This window comes from Polaribacter sp. NJDZ03 (assembly GCF_019263805.1).
GTDB lineage: Bacteria > Bacteroidota > Bacteroidia > Flavobacteriales > Flavobacteriaceae > Polaribacter.
In genome coordinates, this window is the sequence record NZ_CP079195.1 from 1,446,317 (window position 1) to 1,466,226 (window position 19,910).

Here is a 19,910-nt window from a genome sequence, read left to right on the forward strand (position 1 = left end):
TACTATTCTAATTGTAAACTGAGACTGCTCACTGCTTACTTTTTAAAGACGTTTATCCATTTGTTTTACCATCATATCTTTCCACTCTCTAAAGTCTCCTGCTAAGATATGTTTTCTTGCTTCACGTGTTAACCAAACATAAAAACCTAAATTATGAATTGAGGCAATCTGCTTTCCTAACATTTCTTTTGCTGCAAATAAATGACGTAAATAGGCTTTAGTATACATGGTATCTACTCCAGTAATTCCCATATCATCTATTGGACTAAAATCTTCTGCCCACTTTTTATTTTTTATATTGATAGAACCGTGTGCTGTAAACAACATACCATTTCTAGCATTTCTAGTTGGCATTACACAATCGAACATATCTATACCCAACGCAATGTTTTCTAAAATGTTAATTGGCGTACCAACTCCCATTAAATATCTTGGTTTGTCTTCTGGTAAAATTTCTGTAACAACCTCTGTCATTGCATACATTTCTTCCGCTGGCTCCCCAACTGAAAGACCTCCAATTGCATTTGCTTGCTGTCCTGAATTTGCAATATATTCTGCAGATTGTCTACGTAAATCTTTATAAGTACTACCTTGTACAATTGGCATAAAAGTTTGCTCGAAACCGTATTTATAAGGCAATTTATCTAAATGGTTAATACATCTATCTAACCATCTATGCGTCATATGCATAGAACGTTTTGCGTAATTATAATCGCAAGGATATGGTGTACATTCATCAAACGCCATAATAATATCTGCACCAATTGTACGTTGCGTTTCCATTACGTTTTCTGGAGTAAAGAAATGCATAGAACCATCTATATGACTCTTAAACTTTACGCCTTCTTCATTAATTTTTCTTCTTCCAGAAAGAGAATATACTTGGTAACCCCCAGAATCTGTTAAGATATTACTATCCCAATTCATAAACTTATGTAAACCACCTGCTTTTTCTAAAATATCCATTCCTGGACGTAAGTATAAGTGATAGGTGTTTCCTAAAATTATATCTGGTTTTATGTCGTTTTTTAATTCTGTTTGATGTACTCCTTTTACGGTTCCAACAGTTCCCACTGGCATAAAAATAGGAGTTTCTATTACTCCGTGATCAGTTGTTATTACTCCTGCTCTTGCCTTACTTTTTGGGTCGGTAATTTTTAAGTCGAATTTCAATCGTTTAATTTTTGATGATTTTTGTAACTATAATTAATTACAAAAGTTTAGAACCTATATGATTAATTGATTCTCTCATTTATTTATTTTAAAATAAATTTCCATTTCATTGCCTGCAAAGATACTATTATTTAAGAATTGATAAATAAAATGAACTGTTATAAAAAAGGCAAAAAATTATGGCTTTATTTTGGTTGGCTAAAATGTGCGTTAAGGATTGAAGCGGCATCCTTTTTTTATAATTTTAAGCTTTTGCTTAAAATTATAAAAAAAGATATAGCGTAAAGCCTGACCTGCAAGGTAACGTCCAAAAAAGATTACCAGCGTTTCTTTTTAGAGGAAGCACCAGCGTTATTTCTTTTACTTTTTGGAGATGATTTTCTAAAAGAGGCACTTTTTTTATTGAAATCGTTTTTAGTTGGCGCTGCTTTTTTCTTAGAGACTTGCTTTTTAGGCTTCTCTTTAACTGCAGATGCTTCTTGAGTTTTTGATGAACTAGAAATCATTTTATTAATTTCTTTCATCTCTTCATCTGTTAATTCTCGCCAATCTCCAGATTGTAGATAACCAAGCTCAACATTCATTATTCTAGTACGTTTTAACTTAGTTACTTCGTAATCTAAGTATTCGCACATTCTACGAATTTGGCGGTTTAATCCTTGCGTTAAAATAATTTTAAAAATTTTATCACTTACTTTTTCTACCAAACATTTTTTGGTCATAGTACCTAAAATAGGAATTCCGCTCCCCATTTTATCAATAAAATCATCGGTGATAGATTTGTCTACAGAAACAAAATATTCTTTCTCGTGGTTGTTACCTGCACGTAGAATCTTGTTAACGATGTCTCCATCATTGGTTAAAAAAATTAATCCTTCAGACGGTTTATCTAAACGTCCAATTGGAAATAATCTTTCTGGATAATTTACGTGTTTTACAATGTTATTTGGTTCTCTATCATCGGTGGTAGAAACAATACCTACCGGCTTATTTAGAGCAATATATAACGTAACATTTTTAGGTTCTACTAATCGTCCGTCTAACTTTACAACATCTTTTTTAGCAACTCGATTACCTAATTGAGTTGGTTTACCGTTGATGGTAACTCTACCTTCATTTATAAATTTTTCTGCTTCTCTACGAGAGCACATACCAGATGAGCTGATATATTTATTAAGGTTTGTCGATTTATGATTTGTAGTATCCAAAAGAATATAATTTTTTGCAAAAATACAACATTTCATTAACAAGGAGTTTAAACCCCTTGTTGAAAATAGAATTACAGTGCTATTTACTTAATCTATTCTCTTTTTTTGAAACCATTGCCCTACAAAATTTAGGTTTAAAGTAATTTTATGAAAATTTTCTTGAATTAAATTGCTATCTAAAGTACCTTCTCTACCGTAAGAATAAGAAATATTAAAATTATCATTACTATACTTTCTCATTGGTAAACCTACCCCAAAAGACACAAAATAACTATCTATTTGTTGGTTAGAAATCTTTAAAAAACCTGTATTGTAATTAATACCAGCTCTGTATTTTACGTTAGCCCAATAATTATTTGTTGTTGATGTAGACACATATTCTACACCAAAAGCATAGATAGATTGGTCTGCATAACTTTCGTTATTTTGAGGTTGTGCAGTGTCGCTCCAAAGTAATTTTCGGTAATCTAAACTTGTAGTAATTTTTTTATTGATTACAGAAGTAAGTCCTACTCCGTAGGAAAATGGCAATTCGAAATTTTCTAAATCATTTTCTACATCTTCTTCTATACTTATTGAGGTTCCGCTAGAAGATGTTTTATAAGAAGTTCTGGTTTGAGATCCTCCTAAAGATGAAGGCAATTCTAACGTAGCGCCAATAGTGTTTTTAAAACCTTTAATTGATGGTAATTTATATTGAAGTCCTGTTTTTAATTTTACGCCTCCGTAATGATTTTGATCACTAATAGAAACCAAAGAACCTGTATACGCTATACTTTCTTGATTGATAGATCCAAAAAGAAAAGCTACATCTACACCTAAAGATAAATTTTTAATCACTTTAAACCCCGTAGATAAATAAAATTTATTTAAACCTCCTTCTCCTGTAATTCTAGTAATATAGGTATCTGCAGAACCTTCAATAGCATTTTCTACATCTATATTATACCCTGTTTTTGTATACGGAAGCAAACCAATACTCATACCCCAACCTTGTTTTATAGGAAACGCAATTGCAAGGTGAGAGATGTTTCCGTTACTACTACTTTCACTTACACTGTTTGTTTGTAAGGTAGAATAGGTACCGTTTAAACCAAATTCATATAAAAATGATTTTGGTAAAATACCACTTAAACTCGCTGGGTTAAATAAATTTATTTCAAACGGATTAGATTGTGCAATACCAGTGTTCCCTAAACCTGTTAAACCACCGGTTGCTGTTTTATTTTCTACACCTAAACCAAATAAAGAATAAGGTGTATTTGTGTTACTTTGGGCAAATAAAGTATGTCCTGAAACTACTAACACTAGTATTAATATCTTTTTTCTCATCTTAATAGTTTAAATATTTTACTGATAATTTTACTTCTCTATTGGTACTTGCGTTATTTTCTATTACTACATTACTTACTTCTTTAGAGAAGTTTTCCGACTGAATCATTAAGGCATAATTTAAATCGGTATCTGAATATAAAATTTGCTCAACAAAACCACTTAAATTAACGTAGTAATAAGTGTCTTCATTAAACTCATCTGTATCTGCTATTAAAATTGCTGAAGCAGTATTGCCGTCTATATCTGTAAGTTGTTGTATAATTCTATTTTTATGATCTACAATATAAACCGACAAGTATTCTGGTAGCGGATTATCATCACTATAACTTCCTTTTAATGGGCTAAAGGTTAATTCGGCACTTAAAGTAGCAGCATTTTCATACAACTCAGAAAGTCTTTTAATAGAAGGCATTTCTATTCTCGCTGAAATTCCTGTTCCAGATTGTGCAAACAATAAATTATCAGTAACAGTGCTTAATTTAATTTCTTCACCATCTTCAAAATCACCTAAAACGGTACTAGACAAATCTGTTTTTATTTCATTAAACTGCTGTCCTGCTGCAGAAATTACAAAATCTATATAATAATCATTATTCTCACTGTCATCATCAATTATAGAATAATACAATCGCATTATAGAATTCCCTGTACCCGTTGTAGTTTGTGCATTAAAACCTAAAACATGACTATTTACAGACGTATCTGGCGCAATTACCAATCCTTTAAAATATTGTAAAAAATCGTCTGTGTTATTAATATCATTGTTTACAATTTTATCAAAAATCTCTTCCCCTAAAATATCATCTATTTTAACAAATAAAGAATCTGTAGATTTATTAGGTCTTGGCGTAAATGAAAGTTGTCCTAAAATAGCAGCATCGTATTCTAACGAAGATGTATTGTAAAAACTAGTAGCATCGTCTTCTGGCTCTACTGTTTCTGTAATTCTATGTAATGTATAGGTCTGTACTTTTGTAGTATCGCCATAATAGTAAGTATCATAATTTAAAATCATCCCTATAGAATCATACACCGCATCTGTACTTATAGAAAAATTAGAAGTTATTAATTCTAAATAAGATTTTGCAGATAAAGTACCTAACTTTTCATCCACTACATTACCTACTAAAATTCTATTAGTGCTAGAAGTTATAATAGAATCTAATTTAAAGGTTCCTGTTTTTATAGAAAACGTATCTAAAACTCTAACTTGAATACTGTTTTCAATAAAATCACTTCCTACTTCATAAGTAGTATCGTCGGTAGCACAAGATGCTAAAAAGACAATACCTATAATACCAAAAATTAAATACCTCATTTTACTTTTTCAAGCAAAAATATTAGTAGAGATATCATTAAAAATCATAAAATATATAAACAGTCTTTTTTTATAGACTTACCACTAAAAAACACCGCTAAACCTTATAATTAACACCTTTTAAGAAAATTAACATTTGGTTTACATGTTTATCTATAAAATACCCTTGTTTGTCTATTTTGTAATGTTACCTATTTATTAGCTTTTAAGTTTGCCCAATAATTAAGCAAATAAATTAAATCTAATGAGAAAAACAAATTTAATACAAAAGAGTAGTATGCTCTTTTTAGCAACATTAATAATGTCTCTATTTTTTATAGGGTGTAGTGATGATGACGATGATGATGAGTACGGAAACTGGGTAGAGAGCTCTACTTTTGATGGTGATTCTAGAGCAAATTCTGTAAGCTTTACCATTGGTACTAAAGGTTATTTAGTAACTGGTTATGATGGTGATGATTATTTAGCTGATACTTGGGAGTATAATTCAGATAGTGATTACTGGGTAAAAAAAGCTACATTTCCTGGTGTAGCCAGAAGTGGTGCTGTTGGTTTTGCTATAAACGGAAAAGGGTATTTAGGTACCGGTTATGATGGTGTAGATAAATTAAATGATTTCTGGGAATATGATCCTACATCAGATACTTGGACTCAAAAAGCAGATTTTGGAGGATCTGCAAGATACGCTGCCATTGGTTTTGCTATTGGTAATGATGGTTATATAGGTACAGGTTATGATGGAAGTGAACAAAAAGATTTTTGGAAATATGATGTTACCTCAGATACCTGGGAACAGTCTGTAGGTTTTGGAGGGCAAAAGCGTCAAGGTGCTTCTGTTTTTACAATTGATGATGTTGCTTATATTGGTTTAGGAATCCATAATAATGCTTACGAAGAAGATTTTTATGCTTTTAATGGAGCTACTTGGACACGATTAACAGATTTAGATGACGATGAAGATGATGATGACGATTATAGCATTCTATTAAGCAGTGGTGCAGCTTTTTCTTTAGACGGAAAAGGATATGTAACTACAGGTATTGCAGGTTCTATAAACACCAATGCTTGGGAATATAGCCCTGCTACAGATACTTGGGAAGAGTTACCTGTATTTGAAGGTTCTGCAAGACAAAATGCATCTACTTTTACTTTTGAAACAAAAGCATTTGTATTAATGGGAAGAAGTGGTACTTATTATTTTGATGATGTTTGGGAGTTTAAACCTTATGAATTAGAAAACGAAGATGATTAATACTCCTCTCTTTTAAAAAAATATTTTAAGATTGAAGATTGAGTTACTATTATAAGTAATTTAATTTTCAATCTTTTTTGTGATAAAAACAACACATTTTTGGGAGAGTTTTAAGAAACGTCTACTATAATTTTGCATTTGTTAAATAATGAAAACATTGAGTTCTTTATTAAAAAAAAATAACACCATAATAATTGTCCATTGTCTTATATGGATTTTCTTTTTGGTGATAACTGCCGTTCAATCCTATGCTAGACTAAGCACAATTCCGAATGCGTTTTATATTTTAAACTTCACTTTTATTGCTGTTTTTTATTTGAATTATTTGGTGTTAATCCCACAATTTTTACTGAATAAAAAAATTATTTTATACATTATTATTTCATTCGGAATTATTATTTCTATATTTTTTTTAATGAAATCTTCCTTAAAATTCTCTTTAAGACCTCCTTTTTCACAAGGCGATTTTAACCCTAGTTTTAGAAGATCTAGAGAAAACAACTTCAATTTAAGGCCCCCCATTTTACTGCTGTTATTTTTTGCTTTAAGTACCTGTGTAAAGCTAGTTGCAGAATGGTATAAATCTGAAAAAGAACGAACTATTGCCGCTTCTCAAAAAGTAAATTCTGAGTTATCTTTTTTAAAAGCACAATTAAACCCTCATTTTTTATTCAATACATTAAACAGTATTTATTCTTTAGCTAATAAAAAATCTGATGATACAACGGTTGCCATTGTTACCCTATCTGAACTCATGCGATATATGATTTACGAAGCCAATGAAGATTATATTTGCTTAGAAAAAGAAATAGAATACATAAAAAACTATATCTCTTTACAGTTATTACGATTAAAGGATTCTAGCGGTGTAAAAATAAACGTTCATGGAAATTTAAACTATAAAATAGAACCTCTACTACTTATTTCCTTTATAGAAAATGCGTTTAAATACGGAACAAATTATAAAGGAAAAACAGATATTACTATTAAAATATCTACAAATGATGATCAATTACATTTAACTGTTTACAATTTATCATCACTACAAAATGCTTTAAATAAAGACTCTGGTATTGGTTTAGAAAACATACAAAACAGATTGAATTTACTGTACCCAAATGCGCATACTTTAGAGATTTCGAATACTAAAAAATCATTTGAAGTAAACCTAAAAATCAACTTAAAAAAATAAAAAATGAAGTGTATAATTATTGATGATGAACCGCTAGCATTAGAATTATTAGAAGACTTTATTTCTAAAGTTCCGTTTTTAGAATTAGTGGGTTCTTGCTCTAATGGATTTGAAGCAACAACTATTTTACAGTCACAAAAAATAGATTTAATTTTTACTGATATAGAAATGCCCGATTTTTCTGGAATCGATTTTATAAAATCTTTAGACAACAAACCACTATTTATTTTTACAACTGCATACTCTCATTATGCGGTAGAAGGTTTTAACTTAAATGCCATCGATTACTTGGTAAAACCAATTCCTTTTCATCGCTTTTTAAAAGCAGCAACAAGAGCGCAAAGCTTATTAAAGTCTAAAACAGAAGAAGAAACACCTATTGTAAATTTAGAAACAACACCTGAGTTTATTTTTGTGAAATCTGAATATGAGAATTTAAAAATAAACTTAGCAGACATAAAATATATAGAGTCTTTAAAAGATTATATTAAAATTCATACCAATAGAGAAAAACCTATTTTAACACTTAGCAGCCTTAAGAGTTTTGAAGAAAAATTAGGGCGATTAAATTTTATCCGTGTGCATAAATCCTACATTGTTTCAATAAAACATATTTATTCTGTGCAAAGAAATAGAATTATTATTGATAACAATTGGATACCTATTGGGTTAAATTATAGAGACGATTTTATTAAAAAAATTGATAATTAACATTACAATTCTATTGTTCTAAAAGTTAAATTAATTCTAGGTGAATTTACCTTTTTAGTTGGCGGTAATCTGTGCAACCAATTAGTTTGTGTCCCTTTTTTCATAACCAACAAACTCCCTTTTTCTAAAATAATATCTATTCTTTGTTTGTTCTCTTTGTGTTTAAAAGAAAACTTACGATCTGCACCTAAAGATAACGAAGCAATTGCTCCGTTTTTCTTTAGCATTTTTTCTCCGTCGGAATGATACGCCATTCCTTCATCACCAGAATGGTATAAATTTAACAAGCAAGAATTATAGGTTTCGCCACTTTCCTTCTCTACAATTTCTTTAAGTTCTAACAATTCTTTGGTAAAAATGTTTGCAGTTTTTGTTATTTTAGAATAGGTGTACGAATATTCAGACTCTCCATACCAAGCTACTTTTCTTTTAGTACGTATCTTTTTACCAAAAATAATAGCTTCATCATTTTTAAAGTTGATGGTTGCCATTAATTTCTGATAATAAAACTCACATTGTTTTTTATCTAAAATTATTCCGTGATAATTTGTAATACCATCAAAAGGTAAAATATTACGTATAGTTTCTGAAAAAAATAAATCCATAAAATAAAAATACACTTTTAACTTTAATTGATTACTTATAAAAAAACAATAATATATACATGCACAAAAACTTGATGAGACTATTTATTAGAATGCTCATCTACTGCTATCTTACCAGACTAATTTATTTTCATTGTATGATCATATTGGCAACAACCAGGTAAATTTTTGTAAGCTTCTTCGCTTCCTGCTACTTTTTCAGTATCATAACCAACAGCAGCAATTGCATTGTGAATTGACATTGTATCGGTTTTAGGGTTCTCTAAAGAGATCTCTATTTTCTTTTCTTCTACATTCCAAATTGCATTTGACACCCCATCTACAGCATTTGCTGCTTTTTCTATCGTTTTTTTACACATAGCACAGTTTCCTCTAACACCAAAAGAAAGATCTACTTTTGCCATTTTATTAGATACTTCTGTAGTTTCTGTTTTTTGTTTTGTATCATTTTTACAACCTGTAAAAGCTACTGCTGCTATAATAGCTAGACTTAAAATTATTTTTTTCATTGATTTTAATTTAATTATTAATATTTAATTTTTATTTATTCTATTATTTGTTTTACTTCTCCGCAAGTTAGCATGGCACCTCCAAAATAAGGGTTTACTACTTTTTCGTCTTTACTTAACCAATAGGCTCCTTTATTATTATCTGCCATTGGGCAAAATTGATGATACACTTTTTCATTGATTCCAAATATTTCTATAACATTTGCCATGTTAGCTGATAAATGCTTAAAATAGATTCTTTGCATTTTAATAGCATCTGTATTTAAAATCAAATTTGTGGTTGCTTTTATTTCTTTGTGTAAAGGCATCCAATGTTCATGCTCATTTTTACTTTTTAATAGCTTCATATCAACTTTAGATAAATTGTCTAACAACGTTTTTGATATTGCAATTACACGCTTAGTATTGTCTTTTGCTAATGCATCTTTCAATGATATATAATCATTAAAAACCACTTTTAATTGATTTTGAAATTCCTTAGACACTTTTATTCTTTCGTTTTTATTTATAGTTTTTCCTTCAACAGAATCACTCATTTCCATACCAAGATGTCCTTCATGACCTGTCATTGTTTTTTCGCCTTTTTTATTCATCATCGATTTTTTGCCTTGTAATTGCGCCGCAGCATCTACCGTAAAGGTTCCGTTGGTTACAATTTCATCCCCCTTATTTAACCCTTCTAAAACCTGATAATTATTATTTATCTGATTACCTAAAGTAATTTCTTTCATTTCAAAAACGGATTCATTAGCATTCGTTTTTAAATATACTACAGAGCGTTTTCCTGTCCATAAAACTGCAGAAGCAGGTATTGTAATTACTTGTTCTTTGCTTCCAGAAATAATGCCTTTAATTTTTCCTTCTACAAACATCCCAGGTTTAAAAATCTCTTTTTTATTGTTTAAAACCACTCTTAACTTCACCGTTCTTGTTTGCGTATCTAAAATAGGATCTATAAAATTGACCTTTCCTTTAAAGGTTTTATTCGGATATGCATTTGTGGTTACCACAACATCCTGACCTTTTTTAAATTGACTAATTTGATTTTCATACACATCAAAATTAGCCCAAACGGTATTTAGATTAGAAACCTTAAAAATTGGTTTTCCGTCCATAATATGCGAACCTACATTTATCGAAATTTCTGTAACAACACCAGAGACATGCGAGTAAATGGTAAAACTATTTTTTACTTTACCCGTTTGTTCTACTTCATTTAATTGTGGCCCATGAATCATCCAATTTTTAAACTTATTTTTAACCGCAGTATACAATTGTGGTTGAGATACTTTTAATTTATAGGCTGTAATTAATTCTTGCTGTGCAGCAATCAATGTTGGCGAATATATTTGAGCAACGGCTTGTCCTTTTCTAACACGTTCTCCCAACGAGTTAACATACAGTTTTTCAACCCTACCGTCAAAATGAGCAGGCATGGTTGCTGTTTCATCTTCATTCTCTGTAATTTTTCCTGATAAAATAAAACCAGTATCAACGTCAGAAATAGTATTCCCTACTATTGACGTTTGTATATTGGCTAATGCCATTGCGTTTTCTGAAAGTTTAAATTGATCTGCCATTAACCCTTCTGCACTACTTTCTGCCGGAATTAAATCCATTCCACAAATAGGACAATCGCCTGCTTCTGGTTGCATAATTTGTGGATGCATAGAGCACGTCCACATTTGGTTTGTTTCTGCTACAGCATCATGCTTGTGTATTTCTTCTGTTTTTGATGATCCTCCAAAAAGCATCCAGCCTAAAAGTAATCCAACAGCTATTAAACCTATATAAACACTATATTTTTTCATAAGTTTCTTTGTTTTTAAAACCTACAAGGAAGCTTCCTTTGTCAGCAATACCTTGCAGGTTAATTATCTTATTATTTATATTTTAATATTTCTTAAACGTAAGGCATTTGCAATTACTGTAACCGAACTAAAGCTCATAGCCAAAGCAGCAATCATAGGAGATAACAAAATTCCGAAAAAAGGAAACAAAACTCCTGCTGCAACTGGTATGCCTAATGTGTTATAGAACAGCGCGAAAAATAAGTTTTGTTTAATGTTTTTCATAACAGCTTCACTTAAATGTTGCGCTTTTACAATACCATGTAAATCTCCTTTTACCAAAGTAATCATAGCACTTTCAATTGCTACATCTGTACCCGTTCCCATGGCAATACCAACATCACTTTTTGCGAGTGCAGGTGCGTCATTAATTCCGTCTCCAGCCATTGCAACTACTTTTCCTTGCTCTTGTAATTTGGTTACTTCTTGCAATTTGTTTTCTGGTAACATACTTGCTTTAAAATCGGCTAGATTTAATTCGGTAGCCACAGCTTGTGCGGTATCATAATTATCACCAGTCAACATTATTACCGAAACGCCTCTATCTTGAAGTGCTTTTATTGCTTTTGCACTCGTTGCTTTAATTTTATCACCAATAACCACATAACCAACAACTTTTTTATCTACTGATAAAAAGGAAACCGTTTTCCCTTGTTTCTGATACGTTTTAGCTTCTTCCTCCATTTTAGGAGTGATTACAGCATTTACATACTCCACCATTTTAGGATTTCCTAAAGCTACTTTTTTATTGTTTATTGTCGCTTCCACACCTTTTCCTGTAACAGCACTAAATCCTTCCGATTTTAAAACTTCCGTGTTTTGCTCTTTACCATATTTTACAGTGGCTTCGGCTAAAGGATGTTCACTATTACTATTTAACGACACAATATATTGCAACACTTCCTTGTCACTTAAAACAGCATTAAACGCAGCAGCTTTTTCTACGGTTGGCTTTCCTTCGGTAATGGTTCCTGTTTTATCAATAATTAAAGTATCTACTTTAGCCATTCTTTCTAAAGCTTCTGCATTTTTAACCAAGACACCGTTTTGTGCTCCTTTACCAACACCAACCATTATAGACATTGGCGTTGCTAAACCTAATGCACAAGGACACGCAATAATTAATACGGCAATGGCATTTACAAAAGCATATACATACACAGGTTCTGGTCCATAAATAGCCCAAACAGCAAATGTTATTAAAGAAATAAGCACCACCACAGGTACAAAATAACCAGAAACTTTATCTGCTAGATTCTGAATTGGAGCACGACTTCTACTTGCATCATTCACCATTTTAATAATTTGAGAGAGTAACGTATCGCTGCCAATTTTCTCTGCTTTCATTAAAAAAACTTGATTCCCATTAATAGTACCGCCACTTACTTTATCGCCTTTAGATCGGTCTACCGGAAGTGGTTCTCCAGAAATCATCGATTCATCAATGGTTGTATTTCCTTCAGTTATAACACCATCAACAGGAATTTTATCACCAGGTTTTACTTTTAAAACATCATGTAATTTAATTTTATCAATAGAAACCTTTACATCTTCGCCATCTACTACTTTTATGGCTTTATTAGGTGCTAATTTTAAGAGTTCTTTTACGGCTGAATTCGTTTTTCCATGTGCACGCGCCTCTAATAATTGACCTAAAAGCACCAATGTTAAAATAACAGTTGCTGCTTCAAAATAAACATGCACAGCTCCTGATTCCGTTTTAAATTGAGCAGGAAAAACATCTGGAAAAAATAGTCCGAAAACAGAAAATAGCCAAGATACACCTGCACCAATCCCTATAAGTGTAAACATATTTAAATTCCATGTTTTTATACTTCTATACGCACGCTCAAAGAACATCCAAGTAGCATAAAAAACCACCGGAATAGACAGTGTAAACTGAATCCAATTCCAATGTTTTTGTTCCAAAATTGTATATAATGGATTGTTTGGAATCATTTCACTCATGGCAATTAAAAATATTGGCAAGGTAAAAGCAACTGCAATCCAAAACTTTTTTATGATCTTTTGGTATGTTTTTTCTTCTGATGAAAGATCGGGCTTCATAGGCACTAAATCCATTCCGCAAATAGGGCAGTCTCCAGCTTCATCTTTTATAACTTCAGGATGCATTGGGCAAGTCCATTGTTCTGCGGTGTTAATAGAAATGTTTTGTTCTTCTACTAAATCCATTCCACAGACAGGGCAATCTCCTGCCTTATCGTACGTTTTATCGTCTTCACAATGCATAGGACAATAAAATGTACCTGTGCCTTTTCCTTTCGGAAGCTCTTTTTTTACTTCTTTAATATGATGATGTTCTCCCGGTTTGTGAATACTATAGCGGCCACCATCATTTTTTAAAGCTTCTTGGAAGGTTTTTAATGAAATATGAGAATCCATTTCTATAGTAGCTTCTGCTTTTTCTAAATTAACTGTAGCTTTAGAAACACCTTTAACTTTAGAAAGTGTTTCTTCTACGTGTCCACGACAACCGTTACAAGTCATTCCGTGTATGTGATATGTATGTTTCATTTTGTTAGTTCTTTATAATTTACAAACAAAGGTATCGCTGTTTTAAAAAATAAGTTTTTCTAATTCTGATTATAATTTATACAATTTGGTCTAATTCTTTCCGATCCCAATCTTGTGATTTTCGATACTCAGACATAGACATTCCTGTTATAGATTTAAACTGTTTTGCTAAATGACTGCTATTGTTATAATTGAGATTGTATGCTATTTCAGAAAAGTTTAATTGATTTAATTGTATGTATTCTTTTACTTTTTCAATTTTTAAGTTGATGATATACTTCTCTAGCGTAATACCTTCCGATTTACTAAAAAGCTTACTAATTGCCGAATCGTTTTTACCAATCTCTTTTGTGATTTTCGAAATAATATGATCTGAATTGTTTTCTGAAATACACTGAATTACAATCACTTTAACTTGTTCTACTAACACTTTAGCTTCATCTTCAATCAACTCAAATCCCAGGTCTTTAAGAGCTGTTTTTATAGTATCATAATTGCTGTTTAAATCTTGTTTGACAACAACTTTTCCTAATTCTATCGATTCAATATCTAAACCATTACGTGTTAATAATGCTATAATTGTAGATTTGCATCTAGCACAAACCATATTTTTTATAATTAACGTTTGTCCCATTTTTATTGAATTAAATAGTGAATACTCGTTGTTTGAATATAATAATTATAAATGGCTTCAACTTGATTCATTTGAAACTTCAATTGCAATTCTTGAATATCTAAAACATCATTAAAATCGATCGTTCCAGTTTCGTAACTTCTAATTAAAATATCTTCCGCATCTTTAGCTTGCTGTAAATTTTTAACTTGTGTATTGTAACTAATTCTTGCAGAAGACCGATCGTTTATCGCCTTATCTAAAAGCGTTTCTAAAGTATTGTAACGTTCTTGTTTTTGAGCTTCAATTTCTTGTTGCTGTAACTCGTTTTGTTTCGTTTTCGATTTATATTTTTTATTGAATATCGGAATAGATAATGATACGGTTGGCATAAAAATATCTTTACCTTTTTCACTAAAAGTGATGTCGGGTCCTGCTTGAATATTAATATAATCGACCCCAAAACCAAATGATGGGTTACTTTCTTTCTGATTCAGAAATTCGGATTGTTCTACGGATTGAAATAGTTTGTCATATTTTAATAATTCAGGATGTAATCCTAAATTACTAGAAGTAATTTCAAAATCTTTAGAGGGCATTAGCAAAGCATCAATAACCTCAATTTGAATATCCTTTTCTCTATTCAACAGATTATTAAAAACCGTCTGTTCTGATAAATATTGTTGCTCTAAAACCAGTCTTAATTGCTCTAATTCATTCTGACGCATTTGCAGTTTAAAAACATCAACTGCAGAAGACTTACCAACTTCAATCGATTTTAAAGCCAACGTTTCATAAGTTTTAAGCAGTTTACTATTTTCAATTAAAATAGCCTGTTTTGCTTTGTTTACGTATAATTTGTAATAAGATTGAGAAACGGAAACCATTAATTTTCGTTTAGCAATTACAATGTCTTCGTATTTAGTATCTGCCAAAGAACTTGCATAATTTTCGCGAGAAGTAATTGTTCCAAACCAAGGCAACATTTGTTTTGCTGATACTTTAAATCGCTGAGTTCCTGTTCTCGTTTCTGGTTCTAACACAAAATAACCTGCACTAAATTCGGTGTTCGGTAACGTGTTTACTTCATTTACTTTTTCTGTAGCAATACGATAATGCAACTCGAATTTCTGAATTTCAGGACTATTTTCTAAAGCCTCCTTAATATAGGTTTCTAATTCTTGACTATTCATAGAGTGAAAAATGAAAAGTGAAAAACTAAAAGTAGCAATACGCTTTAATTTTAAAGTGCAAGATGGAAAATTAAAAATCTTGAAAGGCGATATTTTTTTTAAATGCTTTTTCATTATAACTTAGATTTTGCTGTTTTTATAGAACTCACTAACATAGCTACTAATTCTTTATTCAAATTATAATGAATTTTATACTGTTGTATATCAATATAATTGGTGTCTTTTAATAAATCGATCCAATACAATGTCTCATTTGCTTCTTTTAGAGAAATACTCATTTTGTGAATAAAATCTGCTTTACTCTGAGTAAATTCTGCTTCACGAATTAACGCACCAACAGCTGTACCACTTCTTAAAAGTTGTTTACTTAAAACATATTCCTTTTTTTTAGAAACTAATAATTGAGATAACTTCACAATTAAAATAGCAAAGGCATAACTTTTATCTTTTAAAATACTTTTTTCCATGATTTTAAACTTTTAATTTTTCATTAATCACTTTTAGTTTTTCACTTTAAACTTTTCACTCTTTTTAACTTAACCTCTTCTCTCCAGCTATATAAAACCGGAACAATAAAGTAAGAAGTGATATCAATCACCATTCCTCCAAAAATTGGAATTGCCATCGGAATCATAATATCGCTTCCTTTTCCTGTGGATGTTAAAACTGGTAACAAGGCTAAAATGGTAGTAACTGTAGTCATTAAACACGGGCGAATTCGTTTTTTAGCAGCTTCTAAGGCCGAAGCTCTAATGCTCATTTTATCCGAAGGTTTTTCACGATCAAAAGTTTGTGTAAGATAGGTTGCCATAACAACACCATCATCTGTTGCAATTCCGAATAAGGCTATAAAACCAACCCAAACAGCTACACTTAAATTGATAGTTTTCATATTGAAAAGATCTCGCATATTCTCGCCAAAGAAACTAAAATTAAAAAACCAATCTTGACCGTATAACCAAATCATAATAAAACCACCCGCAAATGCTACTGCAATTCCGGTAAACACCATTAATGAAGTAGTCACTGATTTAAACTGAAAGTACAAGATTAAAAAGATGATAGCCAACGCCAAAGGAACTACAATAGCCAATGTTTTTTCTGCACGTAATTGATTTTCATACGTTCCTGTGAACTTATAACTGATTCCTTTAGGAACAATTAATTCTCCTGAATCTATTTTCTGCTGAAATAAGGCTTGTGCATTTTCTACCACCGCTACTTCTGCAAAACCGTCAATTTTATCAAACAAAACATAACCGACTAAAAAGGTGTCTTCACTTTTTATTACCTGCGGACCTTGTTCATAACGAATCGTTGCCAACTCACTTAATGGCACAGGACTCCCTTTTTCTACAGGAATATAAATATCTTTAATGTCTTCTGGATTGCCACGTAATTCTCTTGGGTAACGTACACGAACTCCGTAACGTTCTCTACCTTCCACAGTTTGGGTTAATTCCATTCCGCCAATAGCCACTTTTAGCACACTCTGTACATCTTCGATTGAAATTCCATATCGTGCTATTTTTTCTCTATCAATATCAATCAATAAATACGGTTTACCAACAATTCTATCGGCAAAAACAGCTTCTACTTTAACGCCTTCCGCTTGTTTTAAAAGACTTTCTAGTTTTAGTCCAAAAGCTTCAATTTGTTTTAAATCTTGTCCTTTTACCTTAATTCCCATAGGTGCTCGCATCCCTGTTTGAAGCATCACCAATCGGGTTTCTATAGGTTGTAATTTGGGAGCAGATGTAACGCCTGGTAACTTAGTTACTTTTATGATTTCTTTCCAAATATCATCTGGATTCTTAATTTCTGGTCGCCAGTTGCGGTAAAATTCTCCGTCGCTGTCTTCTATTAGTTGTTCGCTAGAGACCTCACAGGTTTTTGAAACCTGTGAGGTCTTTTCCATTTGCATAGAATTATTTACGCACAAACTACCGTCTTTTAATATAAAATAACCATCGGCATTCACTTTATAACGTTGTCTTTTTCCTTCGGAATTACGCATGTATTCCGATTTATACTGAATCATGTTTTCGTACATCGATAAAGGCGCAGGATCTAAAGCAGACTCTGTTCTACCAGCTTTTCCAACCACAGTTTCAATTTCTGGAATGGTGGCAACTGCCATATCTAATTGCTGTAACACACGTTTGTTTTCTTCAACTCCAGAATGTGGCAACGATGTTGGCATCAGAAGAAAAGATCCTTCATTTAAAGAAGGCATAAATTCTTTACCAGTATTGTTCATAATCCAAAATCCAGAAACAAGAACGGTGATCGGAACCATTAAAAAGAACATCTTATTCGCTAAAGCCCATTCTAAGATTTGCCCGTAATATTTTCTAAAAATAGAAAACAGTCCTAAAATTCCGAAGCAAATAATAGCCACAAAAATTAAGTTGATAAAAATACTTCTATTAAAACCTAAAGGTCTCCAATATTCAGCCAATAGAAATACAATTGCCGCCGAAGAAATAATAATATTTACAAGGTTTTTTGAAAGTGAAAAATGAAAAGTGAAAAGCGAAAAGTTTATTTCAGTTTTATTAAAATACAAACTTAAAAAGGACACAATTCCGAAAGCTACTACTATAAAACCTAACCAAAACCCACTTATTACAATTACAAGTCCGGCAAGAATTAAAACACCGCTTACAATGTATTTAAACGATTTTTTTAGCGTTGTTTTACGGAATAAAAAAGCTGCTAAAGGCGGAATTATAAACAAAGCAATTACTAAAGAAGCAGATAATGCCATTGTTTTTGTAAAAGCCAAAGGTCTAAACAATTTACCTTCTGCACCTATCATTGTGAATACAGGCACAAAACTAATAATAGTTGTTAAAACCGCTGTTAATATGGCTCCGGAAACTTCCGCGGTAGCGTTGTAAATAATTTCATTTATTGAAAGTTTGTTGTTTTGAACAGTAGAAATCATAGATTCCTCGTCGCTCGTGCCTTGCTCTGTCGGAATGACGTTTTCATTCTTCACTCTTAACTTTTCACTCTTCACTTTCTCCTCATCAAGATGGCGAATCATATTTTCGGCAAGTATGACGCCTACATCTACCATAGTTCCAATAGCGATTGCAATACCCGAAAGTGCCACAATATTTGCATCCACATTAAATAGTTTCATCGTCACAAACACCATTAAAATAGCTACAGGTAACAAACCAGAAATTAAAATAGAAGCTCTTAAATTAAAAACCATAATTATAATTACCAAAATGGTAATTAAAATCTCTAAAGTTAATGCTTCGGTAAGTGTGTCTAAGGTTTCTACAATAAGTTCAGAACGATCGTAAAAAGGAACCACTGTTAGTTGAGATGTTCGTCCGTCTGCTAATACCTTCGTTGGTAAACCTCCTTTTAGTTCGGCTATTTTTTCTTTTACATTGGTAATTACTTCCATAGGATTTGCTCCATATCTAGCAACTACAACACCACCAACAACTTCTGCACCTTCTTTATCTAATAATCCACGTCGTGCTGCAGGACCTAAAGAAACTTTACCAATGTCTTTAATTTTAATAGCTGTAAAATCTTTAGAAGTTACCACTGCATTTTCAATATCTTCTACCGATTTTATATATCCTAAACCACGTACTAAATACTCTGCTTGATTGATTTCTAAGGTTTGTGCACCAATATCTTGATTACTACTTTTAACCGCTTTTACAACTTGGTTTAAACCAATATTATACTGACGCATTAATTCCGGATTCACATCTACTTGATATTCCTGAACATAACCTCCAATTGAAGCTACTTCTGAAACGCCACTTGCGGAAGATAATGCATATTTTACGTAGTAATCTTGTATGCTTCGTAATTCTTGTAAATCCCATCCACCAGTAACGTTTCCGTCTTTATCTCTACCTTCTAAAGTGTACCAGTAAATCTGACCTAATCCTGTTGCATCTGGTCCTAAAGCAGGGTTAACGCCTTCTGGTAATAAGCCGCTTGGTAGTGAATTTAGTTTTTCTAAAATCCGACTTCGGCTCCAATAAAACTCAATGTCTTCTTCAAAAATAATATAAATACTAGAGAAGCCAAACATAGACGAACTACGAATGGTTTTTACTCCAGGAATACCCAATAAGGAGGTGGTTAAAGGATAAGTAATTTGGTCTTCGATATCTTGTGGCGAACGACCATCCCACTTTGTGAATACAATTTGTTGATTTTCACCAATATCAGGAATGGCATCTACGGCCACAGGATCACTTGGTAAAAAACCAGTATTCCAATTAAAAGGTGCGTTTACAGTTCCCCATCCTACAAAAAGGACAAGTAATAATACGGCTACGATTTTATTCTCTATTAAGAATTTGATGCTTCTATTTAGCATGAAGTTTAATTATTAAACAGTTAGAAAGTGGCGTTAAAAAAAACACCGAA

General features: G+C 31.8%; 15 protein-coding genes. 3 read left to right on the top strand and 12 right to left on the bottom strand.

Going from position 1 to position 19,910, the window contains the following annotated elements; all coding sequences use genetic code 11:
• Window positions 1-42 precede the first annotated feature (42 nt).
• The 4 genes from tgt to KV700_RS06165 form a co-directional block, all read right to left on the bottom strand.
• Window positions 43-1,173, bottom strand: coding sequence for a tRNA guanosine(34) transglycosylase Tgt (gene tgt, locus KV700_RS06150; RefSeq protein ID WP_218599518.1), 1,131 nt, complete (start codon window positions 1,171-1,173; stop codon window positions 43-45).
• 317 nt (window positions 1,174-1,490) lie between these two features.
• Complete coding sequence (gene rluF, locus KV700_RS06155) at window positions 1,491-2,381, bottom strand: 23S rRNA pseudouridine(2604) synthase RluF (protein WP_240914641.1); 891 nt, start codon at window positions 2,379-2,381, stop codon at window positions 1,491-1,493.
• An 87-nt stretch (window positions 2,382-2,468) separates the two neighbouring features.
• On the bottom strand, window positions 2,469-3,713 hold the full coding sequence (locus KV700_RS06160; protein ID WP_218599519.1) for an outer membrane protein transport protein: 1,245 nt from the start codon (window positions 3,711-3,713) through the stop codon (window positions 2,469-2,471).
• Window position 3,714: 1 nt separating this feature from the next.
• Window positions 3,715-5,034 (bottom strand): DUF4270 family protein, encoded by a 1,320-nt coding sequence (locus KV700_RS06165; protein WP_166387684.1) that lies wholly within the window; start codon window positions 5,032-5,034, stop codon window positions 3,715-3,717.
• Between the two features lie 244 nt (window positions 5,035-5,278).
• Here KV700_RS06165 and KV700_RS06170 point away from each other — a divergent pair, with 244 nt between their 5' ends.
• From KV700_RS06170 to KV700_RS06180, 3 genes are all read left to right on the top strand, one after another.
• The gene (locus tag KV700_RS06170) at window positions 5,279-6,286 is read left to right on the top strand and encodes a kelch repeat-containing protein (RefSeq protein WP_254712985.1); all 1,008 of its coding nucleotides are present in this window, start codon (window positions 5,279-5,281) and stop codon (window positions 6,284-6,286) included.
• 415 nt (window positions 6,287-6,701) lie between these two features.
• On the top strand, window positions 6,702-7,478 hold the full coding sequence (locus KV700_RS06175) for a sensor histidine kinase (protein ID WP_218599520.1): 777 nt from the start codon (window positions 6,702-6,704) through the stop codon (window positions 7,476-7,478).
• 3 nt (window positions 7,479-7,481) lie between these two features.
• Entirely contained in the window at window positions 7,482-8,189 is a 708-nt protein-coding gene (locus tag KV700_RS06180) for a LytTR family DNA-binding domain-containing protein (RefSeq protein WP_166387691.1), read from the top strand.
• Between the two features lie 2 nt (window positions 8,190-8,191).
• Here the strand turns inward: KV700_RS06180 and KV700_RS06185 are convergent, their stop codons facing one another.
• The 8 genes from KV700_RS06185 to KV700_RS06220 form a co-directional block, all read right to left on the bottom strand.
• Window positions 8,192-8,794, bottom strand: coding sequence for an alpha-ketoglutarate-dependent dioxygenase AlkB (locus KV700_RS06185; protein ID WP_218599521.1), 603 nt, complete (start codon window positions 8,792-8,794; stop codon window positions 8,192-8,194).
• A gap of 119 nt (window positions 8,795-8,913) precedes the next feature.
• Window positions 8,914-9,303: a heavy-metal-associated domain-containing protein gene (locus tag KV700_RS06190; protein WP_218599522.1), complete on the bottom strand. Its 390-nt coding sequence runs from the start codon at window positions 9,301-9,303 to the stop codon at window positions 8,914-8,916.
• A 35-nt stretch (window positions 9,304-9,338) separates the two neighbouring features.
• The gene (locus KV700_RS06195) at window positions 9,339-11,114 is read right to left on the bottom strand and encodes an efflux RND transporter periplasmic adaptor subunit (RefSeq protein ID WP_218599523.1); all 1,776 of its coding nucleotides are present in this window, start codon (window positions 11,112-11,114) and stop codon (window positions 9,339-9,341) included.
• A 75-nt stretch (window positions 11,115-11,189) separates the two neighbouring features.
• Window positions 11,190-13,688, bottom strand: coding sequence for a heavy metal translocating P-type ATPase (locus KV700_RS06200; RefSeq protein WP_218599524.1), 2,499 nt, complete (start codon window positions 13,686-13,688; stop codon window positions 11,190-11,192).
• A 76-nt stretch (window positions 13,689-13,764) separates the two neighbouring features.
• Window positions 13,765-14,322, bottom strand: a complete 558-nt coding sequence (locus KV700_RS06205) for an AraC family transcriptional regulator (RefSeq protein WP_166387701.1) — start codon at window positions 14,320-14,322, stop codon at window positions 13,765-13,767.
• A gap of 2 nt (window positions 14,323-14,324) precedes the next feature.
• A complete protein-coding gene (locus tag KV700_RS06210) occupies window positions 14,325-15,494 on the bottom strand; it encodes a TolC family protein (protein WP_254712986.1) in 1,170 nt (389 codons plus the stop codon).
• Between the two features lie 113 nt (window positions 15,495-15,607).
• Entirely contained in the window at window positions 15,608-15,961 is a 354-nt protein-coding gene (locus KV700_RS06215; RefSeq protein WP_218599526.1) for a four helix bundle protein, read from the bottom strand.
• Between the two features lie 41 nt (window positions 15,962-16,002).
• Complete coding sequence (locus tag KV700_RS06220) at window positions 16,003-19,860, bottom strand: efflux RND transporter permease subunit (protein WP_218599527.1); 3,858 nt, start codon at window positions 19,858-19,860, stop codon at window positions 16,003-16,005.
• Window positions 19,861-19,910: the final 50 nt, after the last annotated feature.

What these genes read in the sequence shown, in the direction of transcription:
- KV700_RS06180 (WP_166387691.1), top strand. Translation starts at nt 7,482, where the DNA reads ATGAAGTGTATAATTATTGATGATGAACCGCTAGCATTAGAATTATTA.
- KV700_RS06200 (WP_218599524.1), bottom strand. Translation starts at nt 13,688, where the DNA reads ATGAAACATACATATCACATACACGGAATGACTTGTAACGGTTGTCGT.
- KV700_RS06205 (WP_166387701.1), bottom strand. Translation starts at nt 14,322, where the DNA reads ATGGGACAAACGTTAATTATAAAAAATATGGTTTGTGCTAGATGCAAA.
- KV700_RS06175 (WP_218599520.1), top strand. Translation starts at nt 6,702, where the DNA reads ATGAAATCTTCCTTAAAATTCTCTTTAAGACCTCCTTTTTCACAAGGC.
- KV700_RS06170 (WP_254712985.1), top strand. Translation starts at nt 5,279, where the DNA reads ATGAGAAAAACAAATTTAATACAAAAGAGTAGTATGCTCTTTTTAGCA.
- KV700_RS06190 (WP_218599522.1), bottom strand. Translation starts at nt 9,303, where the DNA reads ATGAAAAAAATAATTTTAAGTCTAGCTATTATAGCAGCAGTAGCTTTT.
- KV700_RS06215 (WP_218599526.1), bottom strand. Translation starts at nt 15,961, where the DNA reads ATGGAAAAAAGTATTTTAAAAGATAAAAGTTATGCCTTTGCTATTTTA.
- KV700_RS06210 (WP_254712986.1), bottom strand. Translation starts at nt 15,494, where the DNA reads ATGAATAGTCAAGAATTAGAAACCTATATTAAGGAGGCTTTAGAAAAT.
- KV700_RS06220 (WP_218599527.1), bottom strand. Translation starts at nt 19,860, where the DNA reads ATGCTAAATAGAAGCATCAAATTCTTAATAGAGAATAAAATCGTAGCC.
- KV700_RS06195 (WP_218599523.1), bottom strand. Translation starts at nt 11,114, where the DNA reads ATGAAAAAATATAGTGTTTATATAGGTTTAATAGCTGTTGGATTACTT.
- KV700_RS06185 (WP_218599521.1), bottom strand. Translation starts at nt 8,794, where the DNA reads ATGGATTTATTTTTTTCAGAAACTATACGTAATATTTTACCTTTTGAT.
- KV700_RS06160 (WP_218599519.1), bottom strand. Translation starts at nt 3,713, where the DNA reads ATGAGAAAAAAGATATTAATACTAGTGTTAGTAGTTTCAGGACATACT.
- KV700_RS06165 (WP_166387684.1), bottom strand. Translation starts at nt 5,034, where the DNA reads ATGAGGTATTTAATTTTTGGTATTATAGGTATTGTCTTTTTAGCATCT.